Here is a 19419-nt window from a genome sequence, read left to right as displayed (position 1 = left end):
CCATCGGGTGCGCTCTCACGGTAATCTGGCTCCTGCCAGCAACGATACGGAGGCAATGATGCCGAAACTGACCACCCCCGACGGGGTCTCGCTCCACTACACCGACACCGGCACCGGACGGCCGCTCGTGCTCATCCACGGCTGGCCGCTGTCGGGGGCCGCCTTCGAGGCGAACGCGAAGGTCTTCGCCGACGCGGGCTACCGGGTCATCGCCTATGACCGCCGAGGCTTCGGCCGGTCCGACAAGCCGCAGGGGGACTACTCCTACACCACCCTCGCCGAGGATCTCGACGCGGTCATGAGCGGCCTCGACCTGAGGTCAGCGGTGCTGCTCGGCTTCTCCATGGGTGGGGGAGAGGTGGCCCGTTACCTCGCCACCCGGGGCTCGGGGCGGGTCGCCGGCGCCATCCTGTCCGGCTCGATCTGCCCGGCGCTGTGCATCACCGAGGACAACCCCGACGGGGCGATGCCGCTCGACGGTTTCCAGGGCATCGCCGACTCGGTCACGGCGGACCATCACGGTTTCGTCGAGCAGTTCTGCACCTGGTTCTTCAGCAACTCCGAGGGACTCACCGTCGACGCCGACACCCTGGCCGGGGCCGTGGCCATCGCCCGCCAGTCGGACCCGCACGCCGCGAGTGCCTGCGTCATGAGCTGGGCCACGGACCTGCGCGACGACTGCATGCGCATCGACGTGCCGCTGCTGGTCATCCACGGCGACGGCGACCAGAACGTCCCCCTGGCCAAGTCCAGCGCCCGCATGGTGGAGTACGCGCCGCAGTCGAAACTCGTCGTCATCGAGTCCGGACCCCACGGGGTCAACGTCTCCCACGCCGACCAGTGGAACCGGGCCGTCCTCGACTTCATGGACCAGATCGAGGGATGAGGATCCGACCCTGAGCGACGATCAGGAACGGGTGCGCCTTGGCGACGGATGACCTGTTCCCTCGCCCGCTGTTGGCGATGCTTGCGGCCGAACGGGTCCAAGGGGTTGAGATCCAGCGGTGGCAGGAGGCCTTGGGCGAGGTCATGGTGGAGGAGCTGCCGCCCATGGGGCCGGAACCCTTCGACCCTTGGGCCTGGCCGCAGCTGTCGGTCGATGAGGTGGTACCCGAACCAGTTCGGCGGGCATGGTCGCGCCCCTTCCAGCCCGCCTCCCAGGTGGAGCTGGCCACGGGGCCGCGCAAGGAGTTCCGACAGACGCAGCATCATCCAGTGGGGCAGGACGCCGTGAACTCCCGCTGGTGGACCACACCCGTCCACCAGGTCCCAGCCGCCGCTGCGGGTGAGGCCCCGCCGTATCGGATGTGCCTGAGGACGACGAGCGGGCCGTGGTACGGCGCACCGGCCGTGGAGTTCTGGGGAGCGGAGGACGCCTTCTTCGACCCGTGGCACCTGCTCGACCAGGAGGTGCCGTGGCGGCCGGTTCAGATGGGTTTCGCCCCGAGAGTCTTCGAGGTGGCCTCGGCCAAGGACTGGGTGCAGCTGGTCGAGGCGCAGCCGTGGTGGTTCCCGGAGGGCGGGGACAGCCTCCTGGGGGAGTGGTTCGCCGGGCACCGGGTCGTCGAACCGGACTGGGCGAGGGTGGCTCGCACCCACGACGCCGTCCACGTCACCCAGCTGGGCTACCTCGACTGTGCCTACGCTCCGATTCCCTGCCTGGGAGGGGGCACGACCCTGGCCGGGTGGGGGCCCGACGTCACCATCTGGCTCCGGGATCCCCGGTCAGGAGAACCAACCGAACCTGCCGCGGGCGGTGAGCCGCTGCCTGGGGTTGGCTGACAGCTGGCGCCCTTCCACCGAACTGTTACGGGTGCGACTGATGTGCCGGGAGTACTCGTCGTGCTGGACGATGTTCTCCAGCTCGATCCGGGTGCGGCTCTCGAACTGGTACGACTTGTCGGTGTTGCGGTAGCGGCGGTAGATGTAGGTGAAGAACATCACCGCCGACACCGGCCCGAGGGCCAGCGCGAAGAGACGCGGGTCCACGTCGCTCTCGATGAGGATCATCAGCTGCAACGGAATCATGGTGCACTCCTCACGACATCATCAACACGAACAACGTGACACCGATGGCGGTCCCCACCGCGAAGACCAGGAGGGTCATCAGGATCAGCACCGGCATGTTGATCGGGACCGAACCCATGACGTTGCCGTTCTGGCCGTTGACCGCGACGAAGTGCTTCAGCCCCTTGTCCTTCTGGTAGTACGAGTACAGCCAGATCGGCAGGTAGGCCGTCACCCAGCGCGACCCGTGGAGGTTGACGTGCTCGGTGTCCCACCGCACCCCCCGGTTGTACTGCCTGGTCATCTGGTCTGCCTTGGCCCGGGTGATGCTCAGCAACTTGTCGTTGACGACCCCGTTGAGTTCCGAGACGTTGACGTCGCGGGTCTCGCTGGTGAATCCCCGGAGGTAGTTCGGGTTGTAGCGCAGGGCTGATTTGACGTCGAACGGCAGGATCGCGTTGATGATGTTGTTGGTCTGCGACGGATCAGACATGTTGGCCCGCTCCGCATTCGACTCCAACAACAGGTCGTCGACGTTGAGGTCGAAGGAACGACCGACACTGTAGACGTCCGCGGCGTAGTAGGTGACGTAGGTGTTCTCGCCCTGTTTCTCGGTCCAGCGTCGCGTCAGGATCTCGCCCTCGCCGGTCACCGCACCGGAGGCATGGCCGTCGAAGACGAAGTACGGCAGGTACACCCCGACGACGTTCTCCGGCGCGAACTCACGCTTGAACCGCGGGTGGGCGTAGAACTTCCGCTCGTTCACGAACCCACGGATGATCTCGACGGCGTGCTCCTGCGGAACCAGGAAGGGCAGGATCGCGTCCGGGACCGCTCCGTTGGCGACCTGCGACCCCGCCGACAGGTAGGTGCGGCACCAGTGGCACCGGACCTGCCCCGTCTCGGCGGTGTTGATGACGACCTCCGCGCCGCAACCGGAACACTTGAAGGTCATCGTGGCCTGGTCGGCGACGAGGTCCTGGGCGGTGCGGGTCAGGTCGACGCCGCGCAGATCGCGGATGCCCCCGGTGAGGTCCACCTCGTCCTCGATGCGTGGCTCGTTCCACTGGGAGCGGCAGTTCGCACAGACCAAGGAGCGGTGGGCGATGACGTAGCGGATGTCGGAGGAACCACACGTCGCACACTTGATCGCGCCGCCCTGGGAGCCACGGTTCTCCGAGAGCTCGATGATGTCGGGCCCCTCGGGGCCCGGGGGCGGGGTGGGGGGCACCCCCGGGGGCTGGTTCGGTGGTGGCCAGTCCCCCGGAGGTGGGGTGAAGCCGGGCTGGTTCATGGTCAGGTACGTCCGTCGCCGGTCACAGACCGAGCAGGCGCTTCTTCAGCGCGTCGAACTCCTCCTGCGTGACGACCCCGGCGTCGAGGAGTTCCTTCATCTGCTTGAGCTTGGCGACGGGATCCTCCTCGGCGGGGGCCGCCTGCGGGGCTGGTGCGCCCTGTTGCGGTTGCTGCCCCTGCTGCGGGAATCCACCCAGCACGCCGCCCATCATCGGGACCCCCATGCCCATGCCCACGATGCCGCCGGTGCCGCCGTTCTCGCCTGCGGCCTGGATGCCGCGGGCCACCGACTGCTGGAGGAACGAACCGCCACGGTCCCCGCGCAGCGCATCGGCACGCTTGACGTCGGAGAGCAGGGCCTTGGTGTCCTCGTCGTACTCGATGGCGGCCAGGGCAACCCGCTTGATCTCGATACCGCGGCCCGTGAGCCACTGGTAGTTCTCCTCGAGGGCGGCGCTCAACGACTGGGCGAAGCCGACGGAGTCCTGCTGGATGCGGGTGATGCGGTTGCCCTGGGCGGGATCGTTGGTGTACTTCGAGAACGCCGCGGAGAGGGAGCCCACGACCTCGGTGAACAGCTGGTTGCCGACCGGGTTGTCCATGTCAGCCAGGTCGAAGGTCTCGTTGTTGGCGATGTGGTTCGCGGGAACGAGGGTGGAGACGAACAGGATCGGGTCCACGATCTGGAGGGTGTAGGAGCCGCGGGTCACGGCCCCGACCTGGGCACCCAGGTAGGCGTCATCCCAGTAGATCTCGGACTGGGTGCCGAACTTGTTGTCGGGGATCTCCTTGAGGTTGACGAAGAACACCTGCTGCTGCGAGCCGGGGCGGCCGCCGTACTTGAACCGCTCCCACGTGTTCTTCACGATTGAGCCCCAGACGCCGCCGTCGGCGAACACGGACTTCGCGTTGGGGTCGTCGCTGTTGAAGATGAAGCCGCCGGCCTCCGCGACGAAGCCGGTCATCCGACCGTCCTGGAAGGTCATGAGGCCGTATCCCTCGGGGACCACGATCTTCGACCCGTTGGAGATGAGGTTCTCCGATCCCTTCGTGTTCGAACCGCGTCCTGCGTTCCGCCCGGAGTTGACCCCGGGGAAGAAGGCGGCGGTGGCGGGGACCCCGCTGGGCACGGTGATGAAGTCCAGCCACTGGTCAGCGAACACTCCACCGAGAGAACCGGCGAACGCCTTGATGAAACCCATGTGATGCTCCTAGCTCCTGGGACCTGCGACGTCCCCCCACGGGGCGCGCACCCCTCCATGGTTCCACACCTGTGGCTCAACCGTGAGGACGGGGCGAATCGAGGTGTCGAAGGTAGACTTCCGCGTCGTGTTGCAGGTCAAGGACGTTGAGGTGCGTGCGGGGGCACGCCTGCTGCTGTCCCCGGCGACCTTCCAGATCGCGCCCGGTGATCGGGTCGGCCTGGTGGGGCGCAACGGGGCCGGAAAAACCACCCTCACCCGGATCCTGGCGGGGGAGGGGCTGCCCGCGGCGGGTCAGGTGACCCGCTCCGGTCAGCTCGGCTACCTGCCGCAGGACCCACGTTCGGGGGATCCGGACCAGCTGGCCCGCGACCGCATCCTCGGCGCCCGGGGCCTGGACGCCGTCATGGCGCGGCTGCGTCGGGCCGAGGAGGAGATGAGCCAGGTCGACGGGGAGGGGCGGGACAAGGCGATGGCCGCCTACGCCCGTGCCGAGAACGCCCTGCTCGCTGCGGGTGGCTACGCCGCGGAGGCGGAGGCCGCGCGGATCGCGGCCAACCTGGGCCTGCCGGAGCGGGTCCTGGGCCAGCCCCTCCATACGCTGTCGGGCGGCCAGCGTCGTCGCATCGAACTGGCCCGGATCCTGTTCTCCGACGCCGACACCCTCCTGCTCGACGAGCCCACCAACCACCTCGACGCCGACTCGATCACGTGGCTGCGCGGCTACCTCCAGACCTTCCCCGGCGGACTGGTGGTCATCTCCCACGACGTCGGTCTGCTCGACGCCGTCGTCAACAAGGTCTTCCATCTCGACGCCAACCGCGCCGCGCTGGACATCTACGCCATGGACTGGAAGCGGTACCTGGTGCAGCGGGAGACCGACGAGAAACGACGCAGGCGGGAGCGACTCAACGCGGAACGCAAGGCCGCGCAGCTCATGGCCCAGGCGGACCGGATGCGGGCCAAGGCGACGAAGGCCGTGGCCGCCCAGAACATGGCCCGGCGTGCCGAGCGCCTCCTCGACGGCATCGAGGGGGAACGCGCGGTGGACCAGGTGGCACGGATCCGTTTCCCGGACCCGGCCCCGTGCGGGCGCACCCCCCTCATGGCCCGCGACCTGTCCAAGTCCTACGGCTCGCTGGAGGTGTTCACCGCCGTCGACCTCGCCATCGACAAGGGGTCCAAGGTGGTCATCCTGGGACTCAACGGTGCCGGGAAGACCACGATGCTCCGCCTCCTGGCCGGTCTGGAGGACCCGGACGTCGGGGAGCGGGTGCTGGGGCACGGGGCGCGGCTCGGCTACTACGCGCAGGAGCACGAGACCCTCGACGTCGGCCGCAGCGTCCTGGAGAACATGGTCTCCGCCTCGCCGGATCTCGGGGACACCGAGGTCCGGAAGGTGCTGGGGTCGTTCCTGTTCACCGGCGACGACGTCGACAAGCCCGCCAAGGTCCTGTCGGGTGGTGAGAAGACCCGGCTGGCCCTCGCGATGCTCGTCGTCTCCGCCGCGAACGTCCTCCTGCTGGACGAACCGACCAACAACCTCGACCCCGCGTCCCGGGCCGAGGTGCTCGCCGCCCTGCGCACCTACGAGGGGGCCGTGGTCCTCGTGACCCACGACCCCGGGGCCGTCGAGGCGCTGGAGCCGGACCGGGTGCTCATCCTGCCCGACGGGGTGGAGGACCTCTGGAGCGACGACTACGCGGAACTCGTCGCCCTCGCCTGACGACGCGACTGCGCATTTCATGCAGTTTGCTCGTCCACTTGAACAGTCGATTGCTCATTCCTGTCTACGCTGAACGGAACGACCACAAGGAGGGGCGATGGTACGTATCAGGTTCGGCACCGGCGGTTGGCGAGCGATCATCGGGGATGAGTTCATCCGCAGCAACGTTGCACTGTTGTGCGGGGCGCTCGCGTCCCGCATCAAGGACGAGGGCAGGGCTGAACAAGGGCTGGTCATCGGCTACGACCGGCGTTTCCTGTCCGACGTGGCGGCCCAGTGGGCGGCCGAGGTGTTCGCCGGCGAGGGGGTGGCCTGCCGGGTCATCCGCCTGGATCAGGCCCCCACCCCACTCATCATGTGGACGGTCAAGAACCTGGGGCTGCCCTACGGGATGGCCATCACGGCGTCGCACAACCCCGCCCTCTACAACGGCATCAAGGTCTTCACCGAGGGGGGCAAGGACGCCGACGAGGAGATCACCCGTGACATCGAGGCGCGGATGGAGGCCCTCGAGGGCGAGCCGGAGCAGCGGATCGGACGCCTCGACTACGCCAAGGCCGTCGCCTCCGGGGCGGTGACGGAGATCAACCCGTTCAACGGCTACATCGACTCCATCATCGACCAGATCGACATGGAAGCCATCCGCAGGGCGGGACTGAAGATCGCCCTCGACCCGATGTTCGGCGTCTCCCGCACCTCGTTGCAGACGATCCTCATGACCGCCCGGTGCGAGGTCGACGTGATCCACGACCGCCGCGACACCCTCTTCGGCGGCCGGATGCCGTCCCCCAGCAGCGCCACCCTGGAATCCCTCAAGCAGTACGTCGTGCAGCACGGCTGCGCACTCGGCATCGCCACCGACGGTGACGCGGACCGGCTCGGGGTCATCGACGACAAGGGGCACTTCCTCCATCCGAACCAGCTGCTGGTCATCCTCTACTACTACCTGCTGCGGTACAAGGGATGGCGGGGCGACGTCGTCCGCAACGTCGCCACCACCTCGCTGCTCGACGACGTGGCCGAACTGTTCGGGCAGACGTGCCACGAGGTTCCCGTCGGTTTCAAGTGGATCTCCGGGAAGATGCTCGAGACCGGCGCGATCATCGGCGGCGAGTCCTCCGGCGGCCTGACCGTCAAGGGGCACATCTTCGGCAAGGACGGCATCTACGCGGCCTCGCTGCTGGTGGAGATGCTGGCGGTCGTCGGGAAGCCCATGAGCGAGATCTACGAGGAGATCACCGGACAGTTCCCGCCCCACCACATGGCGGAGACGGACCTCACCTTCGACCCGGAACGCAAACCGGAGATCCTCAGGACCCTCATGGAGGACCGCCTCCTGCCCGAGTTCAGCGCCGAGGTGGTGGACGTGTCCTACCGGGACGGCTGCAAGGTCCACTTCGCCAACGGATGGATCATCGCGCGCTTCTCCGGCACCGAACCGCTGCTCCGCATCTTCTGCGAGATGCCGAGCCTGGAGGAGGCCGAGCGGGCATGCGAGGAGTTCAGGTCGTTCCTCGGGTTGTGAAGTATTACGCTTTTATAACGAAGGAGCGCTAGGGTGTCCCTGTCACGAGCCGAAAGGCCAGTGACACACAACCTCACACTCCGCGTACCTCGTTCATTGGAGAACCATGACCCTGCGTGACCTCGCGTCCGTGTTCGCCAGGCACTGGCTCATCCTTGCGGGCTGCATCATCGCCGGTGGGCTCCTCGGCCTCGTGCTCGGACTCGGTGGCACCCCGACCCACACAGCCACCTCGCGGGTCTCCGTCGTGGCCGTGAACGCCGCGACCCCGGATGAGGCGGGGCGCATGACCAGCATGATCCGCTCCGAGATCACCCTCTACCAGGCGCTCGCAGCATCGACCCCTGTCGCCGAGCGGGTGGCGGTCCGGGTGCCGGGGACCACCCCCGAGGGCATCAGCGCGGCGATCTCCGCCACCGGGGCGGATCAGCTCCTCGTCATCCGCGTCACCCAGACGGATCCGGCGATCGCCAAGCGCATCGCCGAGGCCGTGGCGGACGAGGTTGCGCTGGAGATCGCCGAACTGCACCCGGTGCAGCCCCCCATCATCGAGGCCCGTCCCATCGACGCACCCGTCGTGGTCTCCTCCGACGGTTTCAGCACCCGGACCCTGGTCGTGGTGGGTGCGGTCCTCGGCCTGGTGCTCGGGGTCGCCATCGTGGGTCTGCTGGCCGCCTTCAGCCCGATCGTCGGCTCCGGGGCGGCGCTCACGGGGATCGACGGTGTCCACGTGCTCAGGGCTCGCCCGGATGCACTCGCCACCCGCCAACTGGCGGCTTTGCTGGGGCAGCGTCTTGACACGGCGGGAGGGTCCGTGGCCCTCGTCGGCAGCGGCCCGCGGGTCAACCTGGGGCCCTGGTCCTCGGGGGTGACTGAGGCTCTCGGGGCGCGACTCGACGCCATGACGGTGAGCGCCGACGGCCGGGACTCCGAACTCGTGGACTCCCTCGAGCGGGGAGCCGTGACCGCGCTCGTCGTGGATGCCCGCGACCCGCTGGTCGAGGTGCGGGAACAGGGCGCACTCCTGGTGGCCACGGGAGCCGACCTGGCCGCGATCGTGGTGGTCAGCGACTCCCGATCCTGACCACGGTGCGTTCCCAGGCGAGGTGACGTCGTTCGCGGCGTCGGCGGGCGCTCTGCAGCTGCAGCAACGTCGCCAGGGCGAGCCACCAGATGAGGCTGACCGGGAAGTTCTTCATCAGGACCGTGTCGAAGGCGAACCCCACCAGGGTGGCCACCAGCGCGGCCGCCAGGACCCGCTCGAAGGGGCCCCGCGCCGCGAACAGGCTCCACACCGTCACGACCACGACGCCGAGGAGGGCGATCGTGCCGACGAGACCCAACTCGGCCAGCACCGCGACGTACAGGTTGTGGGCGTGCGACAGGGTCAGGCCCCCCGGCATCTGCTTGTCGTAGTGGGCGCCTCCTTGCGGTACCACGTCTGCTTCAAAGCCGTACCACGGCCACAACACCCCGTAGCCCATGCCGTAGACAATGCGGGCGAAGGAGGCGAACGTCTGGTCGAGGCCGTAGGCCCAGGTCTCTGTCCTCCCGCCCCCGGTGGGGTCGAAGCCGCGCGTCGCCAGCAGCTTCATCGATATTGCTGCGAACACGAGGAACGCTGTCACGGTTCCCGCTGCGAAAAGGGGGAGCAGGCGAGGTCGCGATCGAACGATTCCGATCACCGTAGTCACGGTCACCAAGGCCATGAAGACGGCCAAGGTAATCAGTCCTCCCCTGGCTCCCGTCGCCAAGAGGTAGGCCAGATGAGCGAGGGCCCCAAGGGTTGAGACGACGGGGCGGTAGCCTTCCATCGCAGCGCCCAGGCACACCGCCACCCCGAGGAGGAGTGCGACGTGCAATACCGCGGCGCCGCCCACCCGGGTGGCGAGCCGACCATACAGGTCGTGGTTGAGCGCATCCCACAGCACCGCCAGCGGGGTGACGACGGCGCAGGCCTGCGCCAACCACCATGCGGTGTGGAGCAGCCGACCCGGGGGAACCAGTCGCACGGCGAGGACCGCGACCAGGAAGGTCATCGCGGCCGTCAGGAGGGGGCCGAACAGGAACAGCATCGGCACTCTGACGACCGTGTCCGGATCCCCCCAGGCCACGCTGACCCGTGGATCCGATGCCGGGATGGTCGCGGCGGCCCACCCGAGCAGGAACAGGAACGAGCCCCCCGCGACGATGAGGGCGCGGGAGGGGGGGTGTCGGGGAGTGGTGCTGCTGCCCTGCAGTAGGGTCGCGAAGCCCAGCACCGGCAGGACCAGGGCCAGCAGCAGGGTGAATGCGCTCAGTCCGGTGCGGCCCACCGGGGTCTCCATCACCGCGGCGCTCGCCACGAGGAGGACCACCGAGATGACGGCCAGCGCGATGGTGGTCCACCGGTCCCGGGTACGACGAACCGTCGACCGGGGGAGCTCGGGGGCGGGGCGAAGCACTCGAACAGTGTACGCGGGGACCGGCTCTCGACCGAGTCAGCGCTTCGGGCGGAAACAACTCACCGTGAACGCCGCTGTCGTCGCCACGTCCTCGGGGATCCCGTGGTCGTGGAAGGCGTTCGGTCCCATCCGGACCAGGTCGAGTGCCGCGTCGGCGGGCAGGGACAGCGGGTGCACCACGTCGGTGCGGGTCAGCAGGGAGAAGTCGGCCAAGGAGGCGTCGAGCCGGGCCAGCTTCTCCTGTTCGATGTCGAGCAGTCCGAAACGGGAGCGCAGCTCCGCGAGGTGCTCGGGTCGTGGGGTCACCACGACGAGAACGCCGTCCGGTGTGAGGACGCGGTGGAACTCGGCGGGGTTGCGGGGAGCGAAGACGCACAGCACCGCGTCGACCACCCCGTCGAGGAGGGGAAGGCCCGCCCAGGTGTCGGCGACGACGACGCCCAGCCGATCGTGACGTCTGGCCGCCCATCGACAGGCGGCCGGCGAGACATCGGTGGCCAATCCCAGGGCGTCCGGCTCGCCGTCGAGATGGGCGCGTAGATGATGGGCGGTCCCGGCCCCGAACTCCGCCACCCGGGAACGACCTGCGAGCGTCTCTCTGACGGCCTCGGTGAGGGGGCGGTACCAGCCGCCGGTGAGGAAACGATCCCTGGCCCCGACCATCTCCGGGGTGTCGGCGTTGTGCGGCGCGGCCCGTCGCGTCAGGTTGACGTGCCCCTGCCGGGCCAGGTCGAAACGGTGCCCCCGCCCGCAGCCGAGCACCCGGTCCATCAGCGTGAGGGGGGAGCGACACACCGGGCAGGCCAACCAGTCCACCACCAAAGCGAGCCCGGAGAGTTTGGAGGATCTCACAGCGCATGAGTCTAGGTGGCGCGCGATAGGTTGGGACCGTGCAAGACAAGCCAGTTGTTCTCGTGACCGGGGCGAATCGCGGCATCGGACGCGTCATCGCCGAACACTTCGTGGCTGCCGGGTACCCCGTCGCAGGCACCCATCGGGCCGGAGGTGAGGTGCCCGAGGGAGTGCTGCCCGTCGAGTGCGACATCACCGACCAGGCCCGGGTCGACGCGGCCTTCGAGCGGGTCGAGGCGGAGCTGGGTCCCGTCGGTGTGCTCGTGGCGAACGCGGGGGTGACCAAGGACACCCTGCTCGCCCGCATGTCCGACGACGACTGGGATCGGGTCATCGACACCAACCTCACCGGGACCTTCCGGGTGGTGCGGCGCGCCGCCCGCCCCATGACCCGTGCCCGGTTCGGCCGGATCATCCTCGTCTCCTCCGTCGTCGGGCTGCTCGGCTCGCCCGGCCAGGTCAACTACGCGGCGTCGAAGTCGGCGTTGGTCGGCATGGCCCGCAGCCTCACCCGGGAGCTGGGCGGTCGCAACATCACCGCCAATGTCATCTCGCCCGGATTCATCGAGACCGACATGACGGCGGTGCTGAGCGAGGACGTCGTCAAGAACTACACGGCCCGCATCCCCGCTGCCCGGCTGGGCCAGGCGGCCGAGGTGGCGCAGGCCGCGCTGTTCCTCGCCGAGGCGAGCTACGTCTCCGGCGCCGTCATCCCCGTCGACGGCGGCATGGGCATGGGGCACTGAACGGACAGGAAGGCAAGTCAATGGGAATCCTCGAGGGCAAGAACATCCTGGTCACCGGCGTGACCATGAACACCTCCATCGCCTACCACGTGGCGGACATCGCCATGGCTGAGGGCGCGAACGTGGTGGTGAGCAACCTGGGACGGGCGGTGGGGCTCACCCGGCGCGTCGTGGGACGCATGTCGAGCGTGCCGCCGGTGATCGAACTGGACGTCACCGATCCGGAGCACCTGTCGGCGCTTCCCGGCCAGCTGGGGGAGCACTTCGACGAGCTCCACGGCATCGTCCACTCCATCGCCTTCGCCAACCCCGAGCGGGCGCTCGGCGGGGCGTTCCTCTCCACCTCCTGGCAGGACGTCGGGATCTCGCTCAACACGTCCACCTACTCGTACGTGTCCCTGGCGATGGCGTGCCGGTCGATGATGAGGTCCGGGGCCTCGATCGTCGGCCTCACCTTCGACGCGAGCGTGTCGTGGCCGAAGTACGACTGGATGGGTGTGGCGAAGGCGGGACTGGAGTCCGCGAGCCGCTACCTCGCCCGATACCTGGGGCCGGAGGGCATCCGTTCGAACCTCGTGGCGGCCGGCCCGATCGACACGATCGCCAAGACCGCCATTCCCGGCGCGGACGAGTTCAACGACATCTGGGGTTCGCGAGCCCCCCTGGGCTGGGATGCCAAGGACGCGGTGCCGACCGCGAAGGCGGTCATCGCGCTGCTCTCCGACTGGTTCCCCGCCACGACGGGCGAGATCATCCACGTCGACGGAGGGCTCCACTCGACCGGGGCGTGAGACACCGCCGTGCCGTGCTGCGGTCCGTCGGACAGGGCGGTAACGTGGTCCGCATGACAGCGGTCGCGGAACTCGCAGGTGTGACGGTCAGACGAGGGCAGGCGGTCCTGCTGGAGGCCATCGACCTCCGGGTGAACGAGGGCGAACGCTGGGTCATCATCGGCCCCAACGGGGCGGGGAAGACCACGCTGCTGTCGGTGCTGTCGGGAAACCTGTACCCGAGCGACGGCGTCGTCGGCCTGCTCGGCGATGTGCTCGGGACGGTCGACGTCTTCGAGCTCCGGCCGAGGATCGGGCTCACCTCGTCGTCGCTGGTGGAACGGATCCCTCCCCACGAGCGGGTCCTCGACGTCGTGGTGTCCGCCGCCTGGGCCGTCGTCGGGCGCTGGCGCGAGGAGTACGACCCCTCCGACGAGGACCGCGCCAGGCAGCTGCTGGCGGACCTCCGGGTGGACCAGCTCGCGGACCGCACCTTCGGCACCCTGTCGGAGGGGGAGCGCAAGCGGGTGCAGATCGCCCGGGCCCTCATGACGGATCCGGAGCTGCTCCTCCTCGACGAACCGGCCAGCGGGCTCGACCTCGCCGGGCGCGAATCCCTCGTCGACACCCTGTCGGGTCTGTTCCTCGACGCCTGCTCCCCGGCGTCGATGATGGTGACCCATCACGTGGAGGAGATCCCGCATGGGATCACCCACTGCCTCCTCATGGCCGATGCCCGCATCGTCGCGGCGGGTCCCGTCCTGGCGACCCTGACGGCCGCCAACCTCAGCGCCACCTTCGGGATGGATCTCACGGTGACCCGCAGCGAGGACGGCAGGTGGAGCGCGCGGTCCACGACCAGGGAGTAGGCTTAGGGCCACCTGACCTGATTCAGCGGAGTCCTGGTTGTGGATTTCGCGCAGGGTCGTGTCCGACAGCGAAGGAGCACCTGTGACCACCACCCGCAACGAGACCGATTCCATGGGCACCGTCGAGGTCGCCACCGACCGTTACTGGGGAGCCCAGACGGAACGTTCCCTGCACAATTTCGACATCGGTCGGGACACCTTCGTGTGGGGGCGCCCCATGGTGCGGGCGCTCGGGATCCTGAAGAAGTCGGCGGCCCTGGCCAACGCGGAACTCGGGGAACTGCCCCGGGACATCGCTGATCTCATCGCGCAGGCGGCCGACGAGGTGATCTCCGGCGACCTGGATTCCCACTTCCCGCTGGTGGTCTTCCAGACCGGGTCCGGCACCCAGTCGAACATGAACGTCAACGAGGTGGTCTCGAACCGCGCCATCGAGATCGCCGGTGGGCAGCTGGGCTCGAAGAGCCCCGTGCACCCCAACGACCACGTCAACCGCGGCCAGTCCTCCAACGACACCTTCCCGACCGCGATGCACATCGCGGTGGTCCAGGAACTCGCCGCCATGTATCCCAGGGTCAGGCAGCTGCGCGACACCCTCGACGCGAAGGCCGCCCAGTTCCACGACGTCATCATGGTGGGGCGCACCCACCTCCAGGACGCCACCCCGATCCGGCTGAGCCAGGTGTTCTCCGGATGGGTCGCCCAGCTCGACTTCGCCCTGGAGGGCATCGAGTACGCCGACTCCCGTGCCAGGGAGCTCGCCATCGGCGGAACCGCCGTCGGGACGGGGCTCAACGCCCACCCGAGGTTCGGGGCGTTGACCGCCGAGAAGATCTCCGCCGAGACCGGCATCGCGTTCAGCCAGGCCGCCAACCTCTTCGCCGCGCTCGGCGCCCATGACGCGCTCGTCCTCGTCTCCGGGGCGCTGCGCGTGCTGGCTGACGCGCTCATGAAGATCGCCAACGACGTGCGCTGGTACGCCTCCGGCCCCCGCAACGGCATCGGTGAGCTGCTCATCCCGGAGAACGAGCCGGGCAGCTCGATCATGCCGGGCAAGGTCAACCCGACCCAGTGCGAGGCCATGACCATGGTCGCCACCAAGGTCTTCGGCAACGACGCCACCGTCGGTTTCGCGGGATCGCAGGGCAACTTCCAGCTCAACGTCTTCAAGCCGGTCATGGCGTGGTGCGTGCTCGAGTCGATCCGCCTCATCGGTGACGCCTGCATCTCCTTCGACGAGCACTGCGCCCAAGGTATCGAGCCGAACCTGGAGCGGATCGAGGCGAACCTCGCGACCAACCTCATGCAGGTCACGGCCCTCAACCGTCACATCGGCTACGACAAGGCCTCCAAGATCGCAAAGAACGCCCACCACAAGGGCATCTCGCTCAAGGAATCCGCCCTGGAGCTCGGCTTCGTCACCGAGGAGGAGTACGGCAGGTGGGTCGTCCCGGCGGACATGACCCAGCCCAGCGCCGACGAGTGATCTTGAACCGTCCTGGGTTTCGTTCCGGTGGTTCATGGGAGCGTCAGGATGGGCGGATAAGAGGGTGCGCGGATAGGGGGATCGTGACGAGGATCGTCACGGTGGCCTTCTGGCGAGGCGGACGACGAGGAGCGCACTGGATCGTGGCAGTCGAGGAGGTTCGCAGTCGGGGACACCGGGGCGACCGCAGTGGATTCGCCCATCCGCGTGCCCTCTGAGTTCGAGGGCTGACCTCCCCGGCGCCCGGGTGGCAGGATGAACTCATGAACGAGACCGATCCGCACCTCGACGTGACCCCGGCCCACCGGTACCCGGCTTCATGGGCCTGGTGTGCCGTCGACGACTACTTCGCCGAGGCGTTGGTCCATGAGGACGCCCCCTTGGTCGCCGCCAGGGAGTCCGGTGTGCACACCACCATGCCCCACGCCGAGGTGGCCCCCAACCAGGGGGCCTTCCTGGCGCTGCTCGCCGAGATCGTCGGGGCGAGACGGATCCTCGAGTTCGGCACCCTGGCGGGGTACTCAACCATCTGGATGGCGCGCGCCGTGGGGCCTGAGGGACAGGTGGTCACGCTGGAGCTCGAGGCGACGAATGCGGCTGTGGCCCGACGCAACTTCGAGCGGGCCGGGGTCGCGGACCGGGTCACCGTGCTCGAGGGACCGGCGGTCGAGTCGGCCCGAATCCTCATCGAGGAGGGCACTGCGCCCTTCGACCTCGTCTTCATCGACGCGGACAAGCCCAACAATCCCACCTATCTCGAGGCGGCCCTCCGGCTGGCCCGCCCCGGCACCGTCATCGTCATCGACAACGTGGTGCGCAACGGTGGCGTCACCGACGAGCGGTCGATGGACCGCTCGGTTCAGGGGGTGCGCGCCGTGGTGGAGGCGATCGCCGCACGGGGCGAGTTGACCGCGACGGCGCTCCAGACCGTCGGCGTCAAGGGATGGGACGGGCTCATCATCGCCCGCTTCGCCGGGCGTATCGCTGCGCGAGGACGGAACAGGCCATGAGCTGCAACATGTGGAACACCATGAGGGGGAAGACGATGAGACCGACCGCCTGACCGGCGAACAGGACCGTGGCCATGGGCACCCCCGTGGCCAGGGACTTCTTGGTGCCGCAGAAGACGATCGCGATCTCGTCGTCGCGGGAGAACCCCAGCGTCCGCGCCAGCTGCCGGGTGACCAGCAGCATCAGCCCCAGGAGGGCGAGGCAGATCGCCACCATGACGACGAACTCGCCCACCCCGACGCTCACCCCCGTGACGCGGAAGTCGGAGAAGGCGCCGAGCACGACGAGACAGATGACGCCCTGGTCCAGCCACTTCAGGCGGGCCCGGTGCCTGGCCATGAACTCGGCGGTCCACGGCCGGGAGGCCTGACCCAGCAGGAAGGGGAGCAGCAACTGGATCATCACCGCCACGAAGGCGCCCCAGCCGATCGGGGCGGAGCCGGAGGCCAGCAACGCCATGACCAGCAGCGGGGTCAGCACGACCCCCAGCAGGTTCGACGCCGTGGCGGATACGATCGCCCCCGCCACGTTGCCGCCCGCGATGGAGGTGAAGGTGATCGAGGACTGCACCGTCGACGGGACGAGGGTCAGGAAGGCCAGCCCCAACGCCACCCCCGGCCCGTACCAGGGCAGGTGCAGCAGCACGACACCGATCAGCGGGAACAGCACGTAGGTGCAGGCGAGGATCGTGCCGTGGAGCCGCCAGTGCCTCAGCCCCGCCCACGCCTCGGCGGCTGAGAGCCTGGCCCCGTAGCCGAGGAACAGCAGGAAGATCGCGACCTTCGTCACCCACGCCAGTACGACGGCTCCCTGCCCCGTCACGGGCAGGGCGAAACCGATGACGGCCGACAGCAGGATGAGCAGCAGGAACGGGTCCTTGGGCTTCCACACCCCGCCGAGACTACTCGTCCAGCCCCCTCGCCTGCGGCATGAGGTCGATGTGGTGGGTCACCAGATCCCAGACCGCTGGATCGTTGACGGGGGAGAAGTGCCCCACCTGGGGCAGGTCGACGTTGGTCGCCCCGTCGAGACGCGACCCGTTCGGGATGATCGGGTCACGTGTCGGCACCAGGGAGACGATGCGGTGGTCGACGGCGGTCGCCGCGGTCAGGGCCTTCAGCTTCGCACCCGCCGGGTCGAACAACGCCAGCGGGGTGCGTCGCAGCAGCGGGGAGCGGGCGAAACCCGCAGCGAGGTCGGAGCCGTTGAACGGGGTCGCGATCGCCACCATGCCCGCCAGACGCCCCGGCTCGTCGATGAGCATCCGTTTGCCGATGAGCCCGCCCTTGGAGTGGGCGACGATGACGGCGTCCCGCTCGTCCCCCAGGGCGCGGAAGGCGGCATCGGCGGCGCGTTCGAGGGAGCGGAGATTCCAGCCGAGGTCCGGGACGGTCAGGACCCGGTGGCCGCGGGCGCTCAGGTGGTTCGCGAGCCGCCACAGGTAGCCGGAACGCTCCAGCATCCCTGGCAGGAGCAGCACCACGCGTCCCGTGCCCGAACCGGCGCGGACCCGATGGCCCGGCCGCAGCCCGTGCGCCAGCTCCGAGACGACACCCCGCCAGCGCGGCCGCCACGCCGGCGTGGCCTCTCCTGCGATCACCGCCGTCGTCTCATCGGCGTGCGTGTGCATCATCTGGTGCGAGGCGCCGAAGATGGTGTGGCTGGTGGCGCCGGGATTGGCGGCCAGCAGCCGCTCCACCCACGCCGGCGGGGTGAGGGCGTCCAGTTCCCCCACGACCAGGGTGACCGGGCGGGTGACCTCCGCGAGTCGCGCGCTGAGCGGGTAGTTGAGCAGGGCCGGGACCATCTCCGCGACGTAGCGCGGGCCCGCCCGGAGGAAGGCGCGGGCCGAGGCGAACACCGACGGCGGTGTCTCGTGGAGCGCGGCCTGGGTGAAGCGCAGGACCACGGGCCCCAGACCGCTCTCCTCCTCGTTGATGACAGGGGCCAGCAGCACCAGCCGCTCCACGGCCGACGGGTCCTGGCGGGCCACGTCCGTGACGATCTGGGTTCCCATCGAGTGGCCGACCCACACCGCCGGGCCGATCCCGAGCCGCTCCGTCGCCCGGAGCGCCACCCGCGCGAATTGGGCGATGCGCAACCTCCGGTCGGGGTCCCGGGTCGGGCCGAAGCCCGGCAGATTCAGTGAGACAGCGGTGCCGTACCGGGCCAGTCGCTCCGCGAGGGGACGGAAGTAGTACGACGACATGCCGAGCCCGTGCACGAGCACGAAGCTGCGTTCTCCGGATCCGTGTACGCGCGCCACCACCTGGAGGCCGTCGATCTCCAACACCCGTGTCCTCATGACCCCATCCTCTCGGCCCGGGGGCGTCGACGTGAAATCTGCAGGCCCGTCGCGATGGTCGCCGGGACCAGGGCCAACACCCAGAAGAGCCACCACCACGGTTCCGGGGCGTCGTCGCCCAGTTCGGGACCCAGCTCCGTGCTCCGCGCCCAGGCGAGGAATGCGTCCCCGACGGGCAACAACCCGAATGCGTGGCCGCGGCCCCCGGGAAGCGGCAGCGGCATCCCGAGGAGATCGGCCTCCCGGTCGAGGGCTGTCGCCAGGCGGAGGTCGCCGTGGCGTCGGGCGGCGGCGAGCGCCACCGCCGAGGCACTCGCCGACACACCCATGATGAGGGGCCCGGAGTCGACGTCGCCGTCCCCGTCGTGGCCCTCCGGGTACTCGAGCACGCCCACCAGCCCGAGCCGCGAGGTCACGAAGTGCTCCTTGAAGACCCGCCACTCCGTCAGCGCCACCTCCGGATCGATGTCCGGGAGGAAGGTCTGGATGATGACCTGGGAGGTGCCGCGGGCCCGAGTTTCGCCGACCCGGTGGACCAGCAGGCCCGTGTCCGGGTCCCGTTGGCTCCGGGAGGCCTCGAACCAACGCCGGGTGACCTCCGGCAGCCCGGCGATGGGGGCCAGGTCATGGGCGCGGTGTGCCGCGGCCAGGGCCACCACGATGTCGCAGGGCCAGGCCTGGCCGGGGTAGGACGTTGGGAACGGGTCGGCCTCCAACGCCGCGACGATGGCCTCCGCCTGCGCCGTCACCTCCTCCCGGTGTTCGGCCATCCCGGTGAGGGCAGCCCGGTCGACCAGGAGCAGCAGCCGCCAGCCGTGCAGGAAGGCCCCGTGGGGGAGCGGCTCCGGGTGCCTCCCGAAACGTCGGGTCACCTCGGCGCGTCCCGTGGCCTCGATCGCCTGTTCCAGCACGGCGAGGTTCTCCTCCCGCGAGATCCCCTGGCGGGCCAGTGCCCCGGCGGTCAGCCCCGTCAGCGCCCAGGTGAAGAACTCCCCCTCAGGGAACAACGACTGCATCCCGCCAGCACTCGACGGCACCACCTGCCGCAGCCAGGCCAACTGCTGCATCACCACCTGCTCGTCACGGAGTCCCGGGAGTGTCGCAGCGGCCACATGACCGAGGGACAGGACGGAGACCAGACCCAGCAGGATGGAGACGACGGCGCGCAGCACGCGATGAG

18 protein-coding genes are annotated in these 19419 nt (G+C 68.9%); 10 read left to right on the top strand and 8 right to left on the bottom strand.

Annotation, left to right across the window (positions count from 1 at the left end):
- Positions 1–55: 55 nt before the first annotated feature.
- Positions 56–886, top strand: coding sequence for an alpha/beta fold hydrolase (locus EII35_RS01000; protein ID WP_221739640.1), 831 nt, complete (start codon positions 56–58; stop codon positions 884–886).
- Between the two features lie 38 nt (positions 887–924).
- Entirely contained in the window at positions 925–1782 is an 858-nt protein-coding gene (locus EII35_RS00995) for a hypothetical protein (protein WP_125226593.1), read from the top strand.
- Here EII35_RS00995 and EII35_RS00990 read toward each other — a convergent pair.
- Genes EII35_RS00990 through EII35_RS00980 form a run of 3 tightly spaced genes read right to left on the bottom strand, consistent with a single transcriptional unit; the run spans position 1726 to position 4505 of the window.
- Positions 1726–2028: a hypothetical protein gene (locus tag EII35_RS00990; protein ID WP_125226592.1), complete on the bottom strand. Its 303-nt coding sequence runs from the start codon at positions 2026–2028 to the stop codon at positions 1726–1728. The genes EII35_RS00995 and EII35_RS00990 overlap by 57 nt on opposite strands.
- A 10-nt stretch (positions 2029–2038) precedes the next feature.
- Positions 2039–3301 carry an RING finger protein gene (locus EII35_RS00985; protein ID WP_125226591.1) on the bottom strand — a complete coding sequence of 421 codons (1263 nt, stop codon included), beginning with the start codon at positions 3299–3301 and terminating at the stop codon, positions 2039–2041.
- Between the two features lie 22 nt (positions 3302–3323).
- Complete coding sequence (locus tag EII35_RS00980) at positions 3324–4505, bottom strand: SHOCT domain-containing protein (protein ID WP_125226590.1); 1182 nt, start codon at positions 4503–4505, stop codon at positions 3324–3326.
- A 127-nt stretch (positions 4506–4632) separates the two neighbouring features.
- On the opposite strand from EII35_RS00980, the gene EII35_RS00975 reads away from it, so the two are divergent.
- The 3 genes from EII35_RS00975 to EII35_RS00965 all read left to right on the top strand — a co-directional run bounded on the left by EII35_RS00975 (position 4633) and on the right by EII35_RS00965 (position 8840).
- A complete protein-coding gene (locus tag EII35_RS00975; protein ID WP_125226589.1) occupies positions 4633–6231 on the top strand; it encodes an ABC-F family ATP-binding cassette domain-containing protein in 1599 nt (532 codons plus the stop codon).
- A gap of 97 nt (positions 6232–6328) precedes the next feature.
- On the top strand, positions 6329–7756 hold the full coding sequence (locus EII35_RS00970; protein WP_125226588.1) for a phosphoglucomutase/phosphomannomutase family protein: 1428 nt from the start codon (positions 6329–6331) through the stop codon (positions 7754–7756).
- A gap of 106 nt (positions 7757–7862) precedes the next feature.
- The gene (locus EII35_RS00965; protein ID WP_125226587.1) at positions 7863–8840 is read left to right on the top strand and encodes a YveK family protein; all 978 of its coding nucleotides are present in this window, start codon (positions 7863–7865) and stop codon (positions 8838–8840) included.
- Here EII35_RS00965 and EII35_RS00960 read toward each other — a convergent pair.
- Positions 8821–10200 (bottom strand): O-antigen ligase family protein, encoded by a 1380-nt coding sequence (locus tag EII35_RS00960; RefSeq protein WP_125226586.1) that lies wholly within the window; start codon positions 10198–10200, stop codon positions 8821–8823. The genes EII35_RS00965 and EII35_RS00960 overlap by 20 nt on opposite strands.
- A gap of 36 nt (positions 10201–10236) precedes the next feature.
- Positions 10237–11052, bottom strand: a complete 816-nt coding sequence (locus EII35_RS00955; RefSeq protein ID WP_125226585.1) for a putative RNA methyltransferase — start codon at positions 11050–11052, stop codon at positions 10237–10239.
- Between the two features lie 38 nt (positions 11053–11090).
- Here EII35_RS00955 and fabG point away from each other — a divergent pair, with 38 nt between their 5' ends.
- The 5 genes from fabG (at position 11091) to EII35_RS00930 (ending at position 15933) form a co-directional block, all read left to right on the top strand.
- Positions 11091–11798, top strand: a complete 708-nt coding sequence (gene fabG / locus EII35_RS00950) for a 3-oxoacyl-ACP reductase FabG (protein ID WP_125226584.1) — start codon at positions 11091–11093, stop codon at positions 11796–11798.
- 20 nt (positions 11799–11818) lie between these two features.
- Positions 11819–12589 (top strand): enoyl-ACP reductase FabI, encoded by a 771-nt coding sequence (fabI, locus tag EII35_RS00945; protein ID WP_125226583.1) that lies wholly within the window; start codon positions 11819–11821, stop codon positions 12587–12589.
- 53 nt (positions 12590–12642) lie between these two features.
- The gene (locus tag EII35_RS00940) at positions 12643–13437 is read left to right on the top strand and encodes an ABC transporter ATP-binding protein (RefSeq protein ID WP_125226582.1); all 795 of its coding nucleotides are present in this window, start codon (positions 12643–12645) and stop codon (positions 13435–13437) included.
- Positions 13438–13519: 82 nt separating this feature from the next.
- The gene (fumC, locus tag EII35_RS00935; RefSeq protein WP_221739639.1) at positions 13520–14923 is read left to right on the top strand and encodes a class II fumarate hydratase; all 1404 of its coding nucleotides are present in this window, start codon (positions 13520–13522) and stop codon (positions 14921–14923) included.
- 263 nt (positions 14924–15186) lie between these two features.
- Entirely contained in the window at positions 15187–15933 is a 747-nt protein-coding gene (locus EII35_RS00930) for an O-methyltransferase (protein ID WP_125226581.1), read from the top strand.
- On the opposite strand, the gene EII35_RS00925 is transcribed toward EII35_RS00930, so the two are convergent.
- The 3 genes from EII35_RS00925 to EII35_RS00915 are packed head-to-tail and all read right to left on the bottom strand — an operon-like array spanning position 15881 to position 19411.
- Positions 15881–16825 (bottom strand): bile acid:sodium symporter family protein, encoded by a 945-nt coding sequence (locus EII35_RS00925; RefSeq protein WP_125226580.1) that lies wholly within the window; start codon positions 16823–16825, stop codon positions 15881–15883. The genes EII35_RS00930 and EII35_RS00925 overlap by 53 nt on opposite strands.
- Before the next feature lie 10 nt (positions 16826–16835).
- A complete protein-coding gene (locus tag EII35_RS00920; RefSeq protein ID WP_125226579.1) occupies positions 16836–18239 on the bottom strand; it encodes an alpha/beta hydrolase in 1404 nt (467 codons plus the stop codon).
- Positions 18236–19411 carry a hypothetical protein gene (locus tag EII35_RS00915; RefSeq protein WP_125226578.1) on the bottom strand — a complete coding sequence of 392 codons (1176 nt, stop codon included), beginning with the start codon at positions 19409–19411 and terminating at the stop codon, positions 18236–18238. Before EII35_RS00915 ends, EII35_RS00920 begins: the two co-directional genes overlap by 4 nt.
- Between the last annotated feature and the right edge of the window lie 8 nt (positions 19412–19419).

The sequence above is a fragment of the Arachnia propionica genome (assembly GCF_003932785.1).
Classification (GTDB): Bacteria; Actinomycetota; Actinomycetes; order Propionibacteriales; family Propionibacteriaceae; genus Arachnia; species Arachnia propionica_B.
Note: the sequence above shows the minus strand (reverse complement) of the source record. Positions and strands in the feature narration are given on the sequence as shown.

What these genes read in the sequence shown, in the direction of transcription:
- fabI (WP_125226583.1), top strand. Translation starts at nt 11,819, where the DNA reads ATGGGAATCCTCGAGGGCAAGAACATCCTGGTCACCGGCGTGACCATG.
- EII35_RS00930 (WP_125226581.1), top strand. Translation starts at nt 15,187, where the DNA reads ATGAACGAGACCGATCCGCACCTCGACGTGACCCCGGCCCACCGGTAC.
- EII35_RS00965 (WP_125226587.1), top strand. Translation starts at nt 7,863, where the DNA reads ATGACCCTGCGTGACCTCGCGTCCGTGTTCGCCAGGCACTGGCTCATC.
- EII35_RS01000 (WP_221739640.1), top strand. Translation starts at nt 56, where the DNA reads ATGATGCCGAAACTGACCACCCCCGACGGGGTCTCGCTCCACTACACC.
- EII35_RS00985 (WP_125226591.1), bottom strand. Translation starts at nt 3,301, where the DNA reads ATGAACCAGCCCGGCTTCACCCCACCTCCGGGGGACTGGCCACCACCG.
- EII35_RS00990 (WP_125226592.1), bottom strand. Translation starts at nt 2,028, where the DNA reads ATGATTCCGTTGCAGCTGATGATCCTCATCGAGAGCGACGTGGACCCG.
- EII35_RS00970 (WP_125226588.1), top strand. Translation starts at nt 6,329, where the DNA reads ATGGTACGTATCAGGTTCGGCACCGGCGGTTGGCGAGCGATCATCGGG.
- EII35_RS00920 (WP_125226579.1), bottom strand. Translation starts at nt 18,239, where the DNA reads ATGAGGACACGGGTGTTGGAGATCGACGGCCTCCAGGTGGTGGCGCGC.
- EII35_RS00940 (WP_125226582.1), top strand. Translation starts at nt 12,643, where the DNA reads ATGACAGCGGTCGCGGAACTCGCAGGTGTGACGGTCAGACGAGGGCAG.
- EII35_RS00980 (WP_125226590.1), bottom strand. Translation starts at nt 4,505, where the DNA reads ATGGGTTTCATCAAGGCGTTCGCCGGTTCTCTCGGTGGAGTGTTCGCT.